A 14,338-nucleotide genomic window follows, 5' to 3' on the forward strand; every position below is an offset into this window, starting at 1 on the left:
TGCCTTACGATAATCCCCCATGGGAGATTCAGGGGGCTGAAACATATCAATAATATGGACGATAAATTATTAGACTTTCAATATCCGCATAATACGCAACGTATCATCAAGGTGATTGGTGTCGGCGGCGGTGGCGGTAATGCTGTAAACCACATGTATAACGAAGGCATACACGATGTTTCGTTTGCGTTGTGCAATACCGACAATCAGGCTTTAGGACAATCGCCAGTGACGACGCGGGTACAGCTCGGCAAAACGACCACCGAAGGCTTAGGCGCGGGTAACCGCCCCGAAGTAGCTCAGGCGGCTGCCGAAGAAAGCCGTGCCGATATAGAACGCTTGCTGAGCGACGGGACGAAAATGGTATTCATCACTGCCGGGATGGGTGGGGGAACAGGTACAGGTGCTGCGCCTGTCGTTGCCCGCATTGCCAAAAATATGGGAATCCTGACGGTGGGTATTGTGACCATCCCTTTTATGTTCGAAGGACGTAAGAAGATTATTCAGGCGCTGAAAGGGGTAACCGAAATGGCCAAGAGTGTCGATGCCCTTCTGGTTATCAATAACGAACGCCTGATAGAGATATATTCCGACCTGACTATCCCCAATGCCTTTGCCAAAGCAGATGACACGCTGGCTATCGCAGCCAAGGGAATTGCTGAGATAATAACCGTTCACGGGCATATCAACCTCGACTTTGCCGATGTCAAAACCATCCTCAAAGACGGTGGCGTAGCCATTATGAGTAGCGGTTTCGGCGAAGGCGAAAACCGCGTCGAAGATGCTTTCAGTACATCATTGCATTCGCCGTTGCTCAACAACAACGACGTCTTTCAGGCGAAGAAGATATTGTTCAATATCTATTCGTCCGAAGAAAGCCCGCTTATCGTGGAAGAAATGGCGGCAGTTGCCGACTTTATGAAGCGCTTCGGGGCAGAGGTGGAAGTTATCTGGGGTACTGCTACCGAAAAGGGGCTGGGCAACAAAATCAAGATTACGTTGCTGGCAACCGGATTCGGTATGGAGAATATCCCGGGAATCGAGATGCAACAAAAAGAGTGGACAGAGGAAGAGGAACGTATCGAAGAAGAACGCCTGCAAAAAGAGGAAGAAGAAAAACGCCATATCAACGAGATGATAAAGGAATATTATGGCGAGAACGGCATCAAAACCGAAGATGTGAAAAATATCTTCTTCACGCCGAAGCCGATAATCCTTTCTACTGCCGAGCTGGATGATGACCGCATTATTGAGGCACTGGAGAATACACCGGTTTATAAGCGGGACGAGAAATTCAACCCGAGCGAATATAGAAGTTCGTCGAAATCGTCAACTAACCTCTTTAACGACTAAAAGATGAAAGCACTCACTATTGCAGGAAAGATAATCGCTGTTCTGATAGCCATTCTGGGTATTATCCACGTAGGCGCCACCTTCAGCCCGATGATTGGGGGAGGGTTGGGCTGCCTCGACGCAGGAATGTACGACGCCATGATATATATGAGTTTGATGTGTGGAACCTTGCTTATTTTGTGCGGGTTATTGCTTTTCCTGATGTTGGGCAAAATGCAGGAAATACCCTACATGAAAAAGCTATCGCTCATCGTTAGCATCTTTTCCAACATAAACGGTGTGTTGTCGGTAATCTATATGTACGACAATCCGTTTGCATGGGCAGTCTTTGTATTGGGATTAGCTATGTTTGTGGTTGTACTGCTATTAAGAAATAAAAATCTGAAACAAAATAATTAATAAATTATGAACTTATCTGATAAAATCAACGAAGGAATCAAAGAAGCGATGAAAGCGAAGGACAAAGTCCGTCTGGACACGCTTCGTGGTGTGAAAAAAGAATTTATCGAAGCCAAAACCGCCAAAGGTGCAAGTGACGAACTATCGGACGAAGCGGCTATCCTGATTATCCAGAAAATGGTGAAGCAACGTAAAGACAGTGCTGCCATATTCAAAACGCAGGGACGCGAAGACCTTGCAACCGACGAGCTGGCACAAGTAGCCGTGTTGGAAGAGTATCTGCCGAAACAGCTTACGGCGGAGGAGCTGGAAACCGAATTGAAGAAGATTATTGCCGAAGTTGGCGCATCGTCTCCTGCCGATATGGGTAAAGTGATGGGCGCAGCTACGAAAAAACTGGCAGGGATTGCTGCCGGGAAAGATATTTCAGAAACCACTAAACGGTTACTGAATCAATAGTTTTGAGTGAAATTACCATAAAAGTAGGCTATTCTTGTTGAAGGATAGCCTATATTTTTATCTTTTTATTTATTTTTGTACATTCACAGAAATTTGGAGTATAACAAATAAATAATCAATTCATTAGATGAGAAAAGTCATTTTTACACTAAGTACTTTAATTATTATGCTAAGTTCATGCAACAGCAAGCCGGAGAATCCGTTTTTTGCGGCATTCGATTCACCTAACGGAGTTCCCCCTTTCGACCAGATAAAAAACGAGCATTATATGCCTGCCTTCGAAGAGGGCATGAAACGCCACAATGCCGAAGTAGAAGCTATCATCAATAGCACTGATGCGCCCACTTTCGAGAATACGATTGTAGCCCTCGACAATTCGGGTGAAATGCTGACGCGGGTATCATCTGTTTTCTTTGCATTGAACAGTGCCGAGACGAATGATACTATCCAGCAGATTGCCAAGGATATTATCCCGAAACGTACCGAGCATTTCGACAATATCAACTTCAACGAGAAACTCTTCGAGCGTATCAAAGCTGTGTATGAGGATAATAGCCGGACAGACTATACCCCTGAGCAGAAGATGCTTATAGAGAAATACTATAAACGCTATGTGCGTGCGGGTATCCTGCTCGACAAGGAAAAACAGGATCGCTTGCGCGAAATCAATAAAGAATTGGGATCGCTTACTTTGAAGTTCGGGCAAAATGTCCTTGCCGAAACCAAAAACTTTGAATTAATTATTGATAATGAAAAAGACTTGGCAGGATTACCTGAAAGCCTGATTGCCTTTGCTGCTCAAACAGCTAAAGAGCGCGGCAAAGAAGGCAAATGGGTATTCACCACTTCCAAACCAAGCTGGGAGCCATTCTTGCAATATGCCGACAATCGCGATTTGCGCGAGAAGTTATACAAAGCCATGTATAACCGTGGCAACAATGGCAACGAATACGACAACAAGGCGATAATCGCCCAACTTGTTTCGCTTCGCTTGGAGAAAGCCAATTTGTTGGGCTATGCTACTCATGCCGATTATGTGCTGGAAGAAACAATGGCAAAAACGCCCGATGCTGTCATGGGACTGTTGAATAACCTATGGCAATATGCACTCCCTCAGGCGAAAAAAGAAGCTGCCGAATTACAAGCTATGGTTAAGAAGGAAGGTAAAAACTTCCAACTCGAATCATGGGACTGGTGGTATTATGCCGAGAAACTGCGTAAAGAGAAATATGCACTCGACGAGAGTGAGATAGCTCCATACTTCGAAGCGAATAATGTGCGCGATGGTTTGTTTACCGTCGTCAACAAATTATACGGGTTGCAATTCAAGCAACGTCAGGATATGCCGGTATATCAGGAAGATGTTCAGGCATTCGATGTACTGGATGCCGATGGCTCGTTTATCGGAACAATCTACTTAGACCCTTTTGCCCGTGACGGACGCAAACGCAACGGCGCATGGATGGGAAGCTTCCGCAAACAGCAAGTCGATGCCGAAGGCAATTTTGTGCACCCGGTCATCTACAATGTTGGGAACTACAATCCTCCGGCAGAAGGCAAACCTGCACTATTGACTATCGATCAGGTAGAAACAATGTTCCACGAATTCGGTCACGGATTGCACGGATTACTTTCTAAATGTACCTATTATTCATTGTCCGGAACGGCTGTTTCGCGCGATTTCGTAGAGCTCCCTTCGCAGGTGATGGAGCATTGGGCGATGGAGCCGGAAGTATTGAAGATGTATGCCAAGCATTATGAAACGGGCGCAGTAATTCCTGACGAACTGATTGCGAAGCTTCAGAATACATCGAATTTCAATCAGGGATTCCGCACGACCGAGTTGGTTGCTGCTGCCATCCTCGACATGAAATGGCATACCATCGGAGCTAATCAGGGTGTCGATCCACGCTTCCCCGAAGGAATTAGAAATGTGGATGTAGAGAAGTTCGAAGCGAATGCCATGAAAGAAATCGGACTTATCGACGAGATTATCCCGAGATACAGAAGTACCTATTTCACGCATATTTTCGATGGCGGTTATTCATCGGGATATTACAGCTATCTGTGGTCGGAAGTGTTGGATGCCGATGCCTATCAGGCATTTGTGGAAACAGGCAATATCTTCGATCAGAAAACAGCGAAGTCTTTCCGCGAGAATGTCTTGTCCAAAGGCGGAACGGAAGATCCGATGGAACTCTATAAGCGTTTCCGCGGCAGCGAACCGAATCCGGTGTATCTGCTCAAAAACAGAGGGTTCGTGAAGTAATTATGAATGATGAATTATAGGTTATGAGTGGAAATGGTCAACAATTCATAACTCCTCATTTATAATTCATAATTAAAAATACTATCTTTGCAACACGAAAAACATAAGAATATAAATCAATTATAAAATTTCTAATGGCAACTACAGCAGATATAAGAAACGGAATGTGTATCGACCTCGACGGGCAATTTTTTGTTATCATCGAATTCCTACACGTAAAACCGGGAAAGGGTGCAGCCTTTGTACGTACAAAAATGCGCAATGTAAAGACAGGACGGGTATTGGATAAAACATTCAATGCCGGAGTCAAATTGGATGAAGTACGTATCGAGCGCCGTCCTTATCAATATCTCTATCAGGATGATATGGGATATAACTTTATGAATACCGAAACGTTCGAGCAAATCAGCATAGAGGGCGACCTCATAGAAGGCGTACAATTCCTGAAAGAAGGCGATATGGTAGAAGTACAGGTGCATGCCGAAACCGAAACCATTCTGACAGCCGCAATGCCTCAGACAGTAGTCCTTTTGGTAACTTATACCGAACCGGGATTGAAAGGCGATACAGCAACCAATGCTACCAAACCGGCAACGCTGGAAACAGGGGCAGAAGTGCGCGTTCCGCTATTCATCAACGAAGGTGAGAAAATCAAAATCAACACTTCGGATGGTTCGTACGTTGAGCGTGTAAAAGAATAATCCATCTTGATATACAAAGAGGGCCAGCTTATTAGCTGGCTTTTTTCTTTTATGGAAAGAAATTGCTATCTTCGGAAACGAACATAAAACAACCGTGCTATGAAAAGAGTTATTTTGCTGCTATTGTTTGCTATTCCTTTTATATGCTGGGGGCAATCCACCAATGAAAGATTTGTAAAGCCTTTTCAGATAGAACCAGTCTCTACGAATGTAAACTTGGAGATTGATCCCGAAGCCATTAATCCTCCTTTTCAAGAAATCCCCCGAACTGTCCATGTCGTCCATTGTAGGAGATTCTATACTACCCCATTATTGCTTATAGACGGTGTTGTAAAAGAAAATCTCGAAGGTGTCAACTCGGAAGATATTGAAAAAATAGATATACTGAAAGGACGGGATGCAGAAGTTCTTTTCGGCTCGAGAGGGATGGCTGGTGTAATTATGGTGACAATGAAAGAGGGGCGGAGTGAACTCACTACTTACAAGGCTACTGTCCTCGATACAGGCTTCGACAGCTTTGTCGCTACCCAGCAAGGCATTGATTACTATAGCTCCGATTATCTGAAGAACAAGAATAGGATACTTGTCAATGAATGGAATAACCGTTGCAATCAACCCCTGAAGTACAACCCGCAGATATACGAAGCTACAATCGATTACGATCCTCAAAACATCTATGGGAAAGATGTCGAATACACGCTCTATATGTTCTTCCGCTTTATGGAAGCCCAACATGGTAATCTGTTTAACTCCTTAACTAAATTGTGATAATTATGAAAAAGCTATTTTTCCTTCTTATTTTCCTCTTATCCGTTGCTGCAGCCTCGGCACAGCAAGACCGGATTTTGTATGTTGTTGACGGAGTGCCCACCGATAGCCTTACGATTTCAGCCGAAGACATAGAAGAAATCTATGTCCTTAGAGATAAACAACAAATAGGCTGCCGCCCTATCAAAGATGTTATAATAATCGTAACCAAAGGCAGCAAAGTTTACCACGAAGCTACTGTCCTCGATGCAGGCTTCGACAGCTTTGTTGCTACCCAGAAGGGCATTGATTATTATAGCTCCGATTATCTAAAGAACAAAAACAGGACACTTGTCAATGAATGGAATAGCCGTTGCAATCAACCCATGAAGTACAACCCGGAGATATACGAAGCTACAATCGATTACGATCCCAAAACCAACTATGGGAAAGATGTCGAATACACGCTCTATATGTTTTTCCGCTTTATGGAAGCGAAACATGGAAATTTATTCAACTCCTTAGCCAAACTGTAAATTTATGGAAATCATCTTGAATATCATTCTAGCTCTCTTGTTAGTCTTCGGAATTATATTACTTATGAATTTTGTAGAAAGATATGTCGAGAAACAGAGGAAGAAAGCTCTTCCGCCCCAAAACCAAAAATCTTATCCTTACGAATTACTTGTCCTTAGAGCAAGAAGGATAAGCCAAGAAGCATATTTGAATAAAGATGACGAAGCATTTGATAGAAGTCTTGACCTCTTTGAAGAGATGATAGGAAAGAAGCCTGATAATTTCCCCGTTTATATTGAATATGCTAAGGTCTTGTATTCCTATTCGCCGGAAGAGAACAAATTGCCTTACTACCAAAAAGCAGTAGATATATTGAGAGAAGCAACAAAGAGAGAACCAGGTATTGCAAAAGGATTCTTGATGTGGGGAAAGATTTTATATCGTTTGTACCTCTTGGAAAATGATAGCGAGAAATGCGAGGTATTACTGCGAGAAGCCATTAACAAATACGATAAGGTAATTCAACTCGACCCGTCTTCGGTCGAAGCATACAAAAAGCGCGCAGAGATATTAGAAAGTTTATACAATGAAACCAATGATCAGCAATTAATTCAAAAACATGATGCCAATTACCGAAGAACTAGTAGGCTGGCACCGGATGATTTTTCCATATACAGAGATTGGGCAAACTTTAAGAAAGAAATAGCTATCTGCAACGAGGATGCAGATGCGTATATTGAATGTTTCAAGCTATATGCAAAAGCATTCAGTCTTTCCGAGTCAAATAGTGAGGCTAAATTTTCGTCGTATACCATTTTATTAGATTGGGCAGATACCCTTGCAAATTATGCAATAATGAAAGATGATATACAGTCTTTCGAAGAATCGAACGAGAAATACCAAATCATAAAAGAGCGGTATGCCAAAGAAGCTAAAGATAGCTTGTCAGAAATAGAATTATACTGCATCATGAACGATATATATATTGCCAAACTAAACAAGACGATCTATCAGGAAGGAACAGCCACTGCATTAGAGGAAAAGATGGCGGCATTTTACGGAGAACATCCTATCAAGGTCTCTTTTACGCTGATTCAAATGTACCTATCGATAGACCAAGAAGAGAAAGTTGTTTACTGGCTTAAAAAACTATTGGATGAACTCGATCCTGAAGACTTTGATCTGCTGGAGGAATTCGGTACATACTTAATAGATTCTCAGCCTTATGCAGTGCTAATAGAGGATTTCAAAAACAAATACAACATACAATAAAGATAAGGATGGATATCAATTCTCATTCAAAAACCAAACTCAACATAAAGGACTGGGCTGAAGAAGACCGTCCGCGTGAGAAAATGCTCCTGAAAGGAGTATCCTCTCTATCCGATGCCGAACTGCTTGGCATACTCATAGCATCGGGCAACAAGAACGAAACGGCTGTGGAACTGGCACAGCGCATCCTGCATAGCGTGGGCAATAACCTCAATTCCTTAGGGAAGGTCGGAATCAAAGACCTGATAAAGAACTTCAACGGGATAGGCGAGGCCAAAGCCATCACCATTGTTGCCGCATTGGAACTGGGGCGTCGCCGTAAATTAGCAGAAGCAACCATACAACCGCAAATCCGCACAAGCCTCGATGTATTCGATCTGATGCACCCTGTTTTGGCCGACCTGCCACACGAGGAAGTCTGGGTATTACTGCTCAACAGGGCGAATAAGGTGGTCAAGAAGCTACAAGTGAGCAAAGGCGGCATCACAGGGACGGTCATCGACATACGCATGATTATGAAAGAAGCTCTCGATTCGCTTGCAACGGCTATGATTCTTTGCCATAACCATCCATCGGGTAACACCAAGCCGAGCTTCGATGATGACACAACCACCCTGAAACTGAAAGAGGCGGGTAAGTTGATGGAGATCTCCCTGCTCGATCATGTTATCGTCTGCGATCAGGGGTATTACAGCTATCAGGATAATAAACGTTTGTAAATTTAGATATGAAAAAACTATTTTTTTGTCTCCTTTTATTTTCTATCTCCCTACATGCTTTTGCTCATCAGGATTTTTATGTGACAAGGGATTATGGGAATATAAAAACCCGAATAATAACAGGCTTTCAATACGAAGAAATAAACAAGACACTCATCATCGGGCAATTGGCAGAAAAGCTATCGCAAGAATTAAACTACAAAGATTCTGTTTTGCTTTATTTCGAGCATCATTGTACCATTACTGAAAAAATTGATCCCGATTATTTTGTCTCGTATAATGATAAACGAAAAAGGATTGAAATCAGGATTGACGGGAACTGCTTCGATGTTGCTTCGGTTTTAAAATTATTAGAATATGCTATCGGGAATATCCCGGAAATCAAAAAGCAACAAAAGATTGTCCATTACGAAAAGCATTACAACAACGACGATATCTTGACTATCGATAGCAAAAACATCGAAAAAATCCTCAGGAAACAAGACAATGATCTGGTAACACAAATCATGCAACAAAAGATCTACAGGCCTGACGGATTAAATAAGGAAAAGAAACATTCAATGTTTACCTACTATTGGCAAAACAATAAATTCCATATCATAGAGCAGGCTCACGACGAAGAAGTACCAATCATCCAACTGGATAATATTTATACTTATCATGATATGGGACTGAATATCGTTGTTTTCGATTCCAACAATTCCTTTTATCATATCAATGCGGAATATTATAAACAGCCCAAGTTGTCGCGAAAATTAATCATTGAAGACACACACGGATACTATCGTCCGTATGAAGTATCTCACATCGGGGGGAATAGGATAACCGTCAGTTTCGAATATTATCTGGAGAACCTCAATATCAAAAATATGACTTTAATTTATTTCCCCGATCAGGATTTACTCATTCAGGACATGGACGAAGCCATTGATACATATCTGGAAAAAACAAAATAAGCATTATCTATGGTTAATTCTTCGTCTAAAACGAAAAGGTTTTATATTTTTGTTTCGGAGTTATTAGAATCATCACAAATCAGAATAATATGAGTGATTTAATGAAATTGGAAGAGGACATCGTACGCATGCTCAAAACCGTGTACGATCCGGAGATTCCTGTCGATATATACAACCTCGGGCTGATATACAATGTCGATGTAGACGATGCCAACAATGTGACCATCACCATGACATTGACAGCACCCAATTGTCCGGCAGCCGATTTTATCCTCGAAGACGTACGTTTCAAAGTGAGTTCGATTAAGGAAGTAAACAATGTCATTGTCAACCTCACCTTCGAGCCGGAATGGAACAAAGATATGCTGAGCGAAGAGGCTAAGCTGGAATTAGGATTCCTGTAATTGAACCTGTCTGTGGAGAGAACAAAAATATATTTCCTGTCCGATGTACATTTAGGCGCGCCTTATCATCGGAAGCATTTCGGTAAGCCCGGGTATCAATCCACTGCTTGCGAGAGCAGCGACAATCCCCTTTTCGTAGAACACGAAATAGAACGGAAACTCTGCCGGTGGTTCGATAAGGTGAAAGCCGATGCTAAGATTATTTACCTTTTGGGTGATATTTTCGATTATTGGTTCGAGTATAAAAATGTCGTGCCACGCGGATTTGTACGCGTATTGGGCAAGATAGCCGAACTGACGGATGCAGGTGTCGAAATGCATTTCTTTATCGGCAACCACGATATCTGGATTACCGATTATTTGCGCAACGAATGCGGGTTGATAATCCATACCCAGCCACTCGTTGTCGACCACGACGGTAAAAAATTCTTCCTTGCCCACGGCGATGGACTGGGAGACGATTCGCGTTCGTTCCGGATTATCCGCCGTATCTTTCACAGCAAAACATTGCGTGTCCCTTTTGCCGCTATCCATCCGCGATGGACAGTCGGATTTGCACATGCGTGGGCGAGTCATAGCCGCGAAACGGGCGAAATGCTCGACTATTTGGGCGAGGACAAAGAGCACCTTGTATTATATGCCAAGCAACACCTTAAATCAGTACCCGATATCAACTTTTTTATATTCGGTCACAGGCATATCCTGCTCGATTTGCAGATAACGCCTACCTGCCGTACCATCATTCTGGGCGACTGGATAAACTACTACTCATACGGTGTGTGGGACGGAGAGAAGTTTGTATTGGAAATATTTGAAGAACAACAATAAAGAAATCACAGAAATCAGCATGGAAAAAGAGAAAAAGATCGTCTTAGGCGTCAATGAAAAACCGAAGCCGCTGCAATGGCTGCTATTAAGTATCCAGCACCTGTTTGCGATGTTCGGTGCTACCGTATTAGTGCCGACGCTGACCGGTATGAGTCCGGCTATTGCCCTCATAACGAGTGGTATCGGAACCATTACATTTATCATCGTAACGCGGGGTAAAGTGCCTTCGTATGTAGGTTCGTCTTTTGCTTTCATCAACCCTATTATCACGGTGAAGGCGTTGGAGTTAGATCCTGCGTCGGGAGTAGCTCCGGGTAGCTTCCTGATAGGATGTTTTCTTGTCGGGCTTTTCTATGCTGTTGTGGCACTTGTTATTAACCGTGTAGGAACTAACTGGCTGATGAAGCTGTTGCCGCCTGTGGTTGTTGGTCCTGTGATTATGGTTATCGGGCTGGGACTGGCTTCTACTGCCGTGGGCATGGCTACGAATAATACGACAGGCGAATACGATTTGACCTACGTCTGTGTCGGATTGGTTACACTGGCAATCACTATAATAACCGCTATTTTCACGCGAGGATTCTTGAGTGTGATACCCGTCCTTGTCGGTATCATCGGTGGCTATGTTTTCTCCATTATTATGGGGATTGTCGACCTGCAACCGGTGAAGGATGCCAGCTGGGTAGCACTTCCGCCTTTCCAGATTCCGTTTGTACATTACGAACCGGACTTTAGCTGGCGTGTATTCCTGTTGATTGTCCCTGTTGCCATCGTACCAATTGCCGAACATATCGGGCATCAGTTGGTATTGAGCAAAGTAATAGGCAAAGACCTGATAAAAGATCCGGGATTGGATAGATCCCTCTTCGGAGATGGTCTGGCTACCATGTTTGCATCGCTGCTGGGAGGGCCTCCAAATACGACATACGGCGAAAATATCGGCGTTCTCGCAATAACACGCGCTTTCAGTATATATGTATTCATCGGCGCAGCTATATTGGCTATGATGTTCGGTTTCTGCGGAAAGATAGCAATGTTGCTTTCTACCATTCCTTCGCCTGTGATGGGAGGGGTTTCTATCCTCCTGTTTGGTATCATTGCATCCAGTGGTTTGCGTATGTTGGTCGAGAACAAAGTCGATTTTGCCCGCAAGCGCAACCTTATCATTTCATCCGTAATATTGGTTATCGGAATCGGTGGTGCAGCTATTCACGTGGGCGAATCATTTTCGTTGGAAGGAATGGCTTTGGCTTCGATTATCGGGGTGATTCTGAATCAGGTATTGCCGGGTAAACAAGTCGTGGATTTCAAAGAAATGTTTAAGGATTAATCCGATAATTTCAGAATTATATATACTACCTTTGTCCTTGGATTAACGCTAAATATCGTGTGTTATGAAAATGATAAAGGGGATATTCTTTGTCCTTTTGTTTTACTTTCTCGGGCAATTGATCAGCTACCTGATCGATGGCTTTGTGCCGGGAAGTATTATCGGTATGCTGCTGCTTTTTGCAGCCCTCCATTTCAAAGCTGTCAAGCCTGACAGCGTGAGCGATGTAGCCAATGCTTTCACCAAAAACATGGCTGTCTTTTTCATTCCTGCCGGAGTGGGACTGATGGGATCGTTCGGTTTACTCAGCAAATTCTGGTATTCCATCCTCATTGTCTGCTCGGTCAGTACGGCGTTGGTTATAGTTGTTGTTGCCCTTATCCAGCAACATATGGAAAATCACAGAGAAAAACGGAGGAAGAAATGAAAGCATTGTTTGAATCTACCGAGTTTATCCTGCTGCTTATTTTCGGCACATACCTGTTCGGGCAATGGGTCTTTAAAAAGACGAAAATCGCCCTTTTTCACCCGCTGATTATATCTATTGCTATCATTATAGCCTTCCTGAAAATAACGGATATCGACTACCTCACCTTCGAGCATGGCGCACAATTTGTCAACTTCATGCTCGGGCCTTCCATCGTAGCGTTGGGTTATGTCCTCTACGAGCAGATAAGTTATCTGAAAGGGAATGTAACTTCCATTATGCTATCGATATTTGTGGGCAGTGTGGTGGGGATACTCAGCGTTATCCTGCTTGCCCGCCTGACGGGGGCTGATGAAATCCTGATTTACAGCCTCGAACCGAAATCCGTCACGACGGCTATCGCTATCAGCATATCTTCCCAATCGGGAGGCGATGTCTCGCTGACGGCGGTCATTGTCGTTTTCTGCGGAATCTTGGGAAGTATTATCGGGCCTCCTATCCTCAAACTGTTGGGTATCAAGAGCAGTGTTGCCAAAGGCCTGGCAATGGGCGCATCGGCGCATAGCGTAGGTACTGCCAAGGCCATGGAGATGGGTATGATAGAAGGTGCTTTGAGCGGTTTAGCAATCGGACTGATGGGCGTGATGACTGCCCTGCTGATACCGATTGTGCATCAGATATTATAATAAAGGTAACCCGTATTCAGTTAGAATTTGCTCTCCCAGATTATCATAACCACCTATTAAAATAGAGAGGACAGGCAGGAAGTAAAAAAAGAAAAGGTTTACAACACATAGGATGCAAAGAAAGACTGGACACAGGATGAGCGATTCCTTTTTCAGTTTACTTACAACGATTAGTATGATGCCAGCAAGGTATAGGGGAGGTATAAGACTCATAAAGGCAATAGAAAGCATATTCCAAAAAATACTAATCTTACTGTTATCCCCCAAATAAATAGAATAAAGAAAAGATACGCATAATATGCTTACAACCAAAAATGCCAGTGATGCGATAGCGGCGCATTTTGTTTTCGGTCTGGCATATTTTCCTTTCATCAGCCTTTGGAGTTATTGAATAATTCTGTCATCGATAACATTTATACCTTCAGTTGCCAATGCTTTTCTTTTCGCCTTTTTATCCAAAATATTCGCTATAATTATTTCGATGAGCGGGATAGCCAGTCCCAACACAAACATAAGGATGGCTTTCGATTTCAATCCCCCGAAGATGTTACGGATATGCGTTTCCATAATCGTTTCGATGACGCCTGTGTCGAGTATCTCCCGAATCTGAATACTCAATAATTCTTTGGTAATACCTTCTTTCAGCATCACCTTCTCGTCTACGGTGGTAGTGAGTTTGTCCGTCATCTTGTCTTTCAGGTAAGAACTGACAAGGAAAAGGACAGCTTCGTCTTTTATTTTGGTTATTGTGCTTCTTTCTTTTTCTTCGATAGCATCCTCGATATCCATTTTCTCCTTCACGATACTTGTCAGATAACCATAACCTTCGTCTATCAATTCATTTCCTGTATATTTAAGATAGTGTGCATAGATAGACGATTCGAGTGATTCTTTCAGATGTTTTTCGTATAGCTCGTTTGTGTCGCCCAGATAAGTCGGTATATTGTTGACCAACTGGTTTTCTACATTGTTGTAGGCAAACCATTGAGTAAAACAGAATCCGGCATATAAAGGAAGAAAGACCATGTAGAGATAAGCCAGTATCTTCAAACTCCAATGGCGGCGGCGAACCAATATTTTTTTGCGCAGGATAATTTCGGCTACCACGAGGATAACAAATCCGATTATTCCGCCGATAATAGCCCATTTTACGGTTGAGAGCGGGTTGATGTATTGCTTGAGAACATCCCAGTATTCGAACAGGTCGAAGAATGAAAAATTAAAGTCCATTGTATAGTATTATTCAGGTTTCCGGATAGAGGAAAGAACAGC

16 protein-coding genes are annotated in these 14,338 nt (G+C 43.0%); 15 read left to right on the forward strand and 1 reads right to left on the reverse strand.

Features of this window, described 5'->3' with window-relative positions; all coding sequences use genetic code 11:
• The first annotated feature begins 54 nt into the window (after positions 1-54).
• From ftsZ to D0T66_RS07335, 15 genes are all read left to right on the forward strand, one after another.
• Positions 55-1,353: a cell division protein FtsZ gene (gene ftsZ / locus D0T66_RS07265; RefSeq protein ID WP_163356586.1), complete on the forward strand. Its 1,299-nt coding sequence runs from the start codon at positions 55-57 to the stop codon at positions 1,351-1,353.
• 3 nt (positions 1,354-1,356) lie between these two features.
• The gene (locus tag D0T66_RS07270; RefSeq protein ID WP_163356587.1) at positions 1,357-1,752 is read left to right on the forward strand and encodes a hypothetical protein; all 396 of its coding nucleotides are present in this window, start codon (positions 1,357-1,359) and stop codon (positions 1,750-1,752) included.
• Between the two features lie 6 nt (positions 1,753-1,758).
• Positions 1,759-2,211 carry a GatB/YqeY domain-containing protein gene (locus tag D0T66_RS07275; RefSeq protein WP_163356588.1) on the forward strand — a complete coding sequence of 151 codons (453 nt, stop codon included), beginning with the start codon at positions 1,759-1,761 and terminating at the stop codon, positions 2,209-2,211.
• A gap of 127 nt (positions 2,212-2,338) precedes the next feature.
• Positions 2,339-4,480 (forward strand): M3 family metallopeptidase, encoded by a 2,142-nt coding sequence (locus D0T66_RS07280; protein WP_163356589.1) that lies wholly within the window; start codon positions 2,339-2,341, stop codon positions 4,478-4,480.
• Positions 4,481-4,614: 134 nt separating this feature from the next.
• Complete coding sequence (efp, locus tag D0T66_RS07285) at positions 4,615-5,181, forward strand: elongation factor P (protein ID WP_163356590.1); 567 nt, start codon at positions 4,615-4,617, stop codon at positions 5,179-5,181.
• A 99-nt stretch (positions 5,182-5,280) separates the two neighbouring features.
• Positions 5,281-5,949 (forward strand): DUF6146 family protein, encoded by a 669-nt coding sequence (locus D0T66_RS07290; RefSeq protein WP_163356591.1) that lies wholly within the window; start codon positions 5,281-5,283, stop codon positions 5,947-5,949.
• A gap of 5 nt (positions 5,950-5,954) precedes the next feature.
• Positions 5,955-6,464, forward strand: coding sequence for a DUF6146 family protein (locus D0T66_RS07295; protein ID WP_163356592.1), 510 nt, complete (start codon positions 5,955-5,957; stop codon positions 6,462-6,464).
• 4 nt (positions 6,465-6,468) lie between these two features.
• Positions 6,469-7,716, forward strand: a complete 1,248-nt coding sequence (locus D0T66_RS07300) for a hypothetical protein (RefSeq protein WP_163356593.1) — start codon at positions 6,469-6,471, stop codon at positions 7,714-7,716.
• Between the two features lie 8 nt (positions 7,717-7,724).
• A complete protein-coding gene (gene radC, locus D0T66_RS07305) occupies positions 7,725-8,435 on the forward strand; it encodes a DNA repair protein RadC (protein ID WP_163356594.1) in 711 nt (236 codons plus the stop codon).
• An 8-nt stretch (positions 8,436-8,443) separates the two neighbouring features.
• Positions 8,444-9,391, forward strand: a complete 948-nt coding sequence (locus D0T66_RS07310) for a hypothetical protein (RefSeq protein WP_163356595.1) — start codon at positions 8,444-8,446, stop codon at positions 9,389-9,391.
• A gap of 89 nt (positions 9,392-9,480) precedes the next feature.
• A complete protein-coding gene (locus tag D0T66_RS07315; protein ID WP_163356596.1) occupies positions 9,481-9,795 on the forward strand; it encodes a metal-sulfur cluster assembly factor in 315 nt (104 codons plus the stop codon).
• A 12-nt stretch (positions 9,796-9,807) separates the two neighbouring features.
• Positions 9,808-10,623, forward strand: coding sequence for a UDP-2,3-diacylglucosamine diphosphatase (locus D0T66_RS07320; protein ID WP_163356597.1), 816 nt, complete (start codon positions 9,808-9,810; stop codon positions 10,621-10,623).
• 19 nt (positions 10,624-10,642) lie between these two features.
• Positions 10,643-11,953: a solute carrier family 23 protein gene (locus D0T66_RS07325; RefSeq protein ID WP_163356598.1), complete on the forward strand. Its 1,311-nt coding sequence runs from the start codon at positions 10,643-10,645 to the stop codon at positions 11,951-11,953.
• A gap of 70 nt (positions 11,954-12,023) precedes the next feature.
• The gene (locus D0T66_RS07330; RefSeq protein ID WP_185154826.1) at positions 12,024-12,380 is read left to right on the forward strand and encodes a CidA/LrgA family protein; all 357 of its coding nucleotides are present in this window, start codon (positions 12,024-12,026) and stop codon (positions 12,378-12,380) included.
• Positions 12,377-13,066: an LrgB family protein gene (locus tag D0T66_RS07335; RefSeq protein ID WP_163356600.1), complete on the forward strand. Its 690-nt coding sequence runs from the start codon at positions 12,377-12,379 to the stop codon at positions 13,064-13,066. Before D0T66_RS07330 ends, D0T66_RS07335 begins: the two co-directional genes overlap by 4 nt.
• 384 nt (positions 13,067-13,450) lie before the next feature.
• On the opposite strand, the gene D0T66_RS07340 is transcribed toward D0T66_RS07335, so the two are convergent.
• On the reverse strand, positions 13,451-14,296 hold the full coding sequence (locus D0T66_RS07340; protein WP_163356601.1) for a hypothetical protein: 846 nt from the start codon (positions 14,294-14,296) through the stop codon (positions 13,451-13,453).
• Between the last annotated feature and the right edge of the window lie 42 nt (positions 14,297-14,338).

The sequence above is a fragment of the Dysgonomonas sp. 25 genome (assembly GCF_010501075.1).
Classification (GTDB): domain Bacteria; phylum Bacteroidota; class Bacteroidia; order Bacteroidales; family Dysgonomonadaceae; genus Dysgonomonas.

What these genes read in the sequence shown, in the direction of transcription:
- D0T66_RS07340 (WP_163356601.1), bottom strand. Translation starts at nt 14,296, where the DNA reads ATGGACTTTAATTTTTCATTCTTCGACCTGTTCGAATACTGGGATGTT.
- D0T66_RS07275 (WP_163356588.1), top strand. Translation starts at nt 1,759, where the DNA reads ATGAACTTATCTGATAAAATCAACGAAGGAATCAAAGAAGCGATGAAA.
- D0T66_RS07325 (WP_163356598.1), top strand. Translation starts at nt 10,643, where the DNA reads ATGGAAAAAGAGAAAAAGATCGTCTTAGGCGTCAATGAAAAACCGAAG.
- ftsZ (WP_163356586.1), top strand. Translation starts at nt 55, where the DNA reads ATGGACGATAAATTATTAGACTTTCAATATCCGCATAATACGCAACGT.
- D0T66_RS07330 (WP_185154826.1), top strand. Translation starts at nt 12,024, where the DNA reads ATGATAAAGGGGATATTCTTTGTCCTTTTGTTTTACTTTCTCGGGCAA.
- D0T66_RS07290 (WP_163356591.1), top strand. Translation starts at nt 5,281, where the DNA reads ATGAAAAGAGTTATTTTGCTGCTATTGTTTGCTATTCCTTTTATATGC.
- D0T66_RS07280 (WP_163356589.1), top strand. Translation starts at nt 2,339, where the DNA reads ATGAGAAAAGTCATTTTTACACTAAGTACTTTAATTATTATGCTAAGT.
- D0T66_RS07310 (WP_163356595.1), top strand. Translation starts at nt 8,444, where the DNA reads ATGAAAAAACTATTTTTTTGTCTCCTTTTATTTTCTATCTCCCTACAT.
- D0T66_RS07335 (WP_163356600.1), top strand. Translation starts at nt 12,377, where the DNA reads ATGAAAGCATTGTTTGAATCTACCGAGTTTATCCTGCTGCTTATTTTC.
- radC (WP_163356594.1), top strand. Translation starts at nt 7,725, where the DNA reads ATGGATATCAATTCTCATTCAAAAACCAAACTCAACATAAAGGACTGG.
- D0T66_RS07315 (WP_163356596.1), top strand. Translation starts at nt 9,481, where the DNA reads ATGAGTGATTTAATGAAATTGGAAGAGGACATCGTACGCATGCTCAAA.
- D0T66_RS07295 (WP_163356592.1), top strand. Translation starts at nt 5,955, where the DNA reads ATGAAAAAGCTATTTTTCCTTCTTATTTTCCTCTTATCCGTTGCTGCA.
- efp (WP_163356590.1), top strand. Translation starts at nt 4,615, where the DNA reads ATGGCAACTACAGCAGATATAAGAAACGGAATGTGTATCGACCTCGAC.
- D0T66_RS07300 (WP_163356593.1), top strand. Translation starts at nt 6,469, where the DNA reads ATGGAAATCATCTTGAATATCATTCTAGCTCTCTTGTTAGTCTTCGGA.
- D0T66_RS07270 (WP_163356587.1), top strand. Translation starts at nt 1,357, where the DNA reads ATGAAAGCACTCACTATTGCAGGAAAGATAATCGCTGTTCTGATAGCC.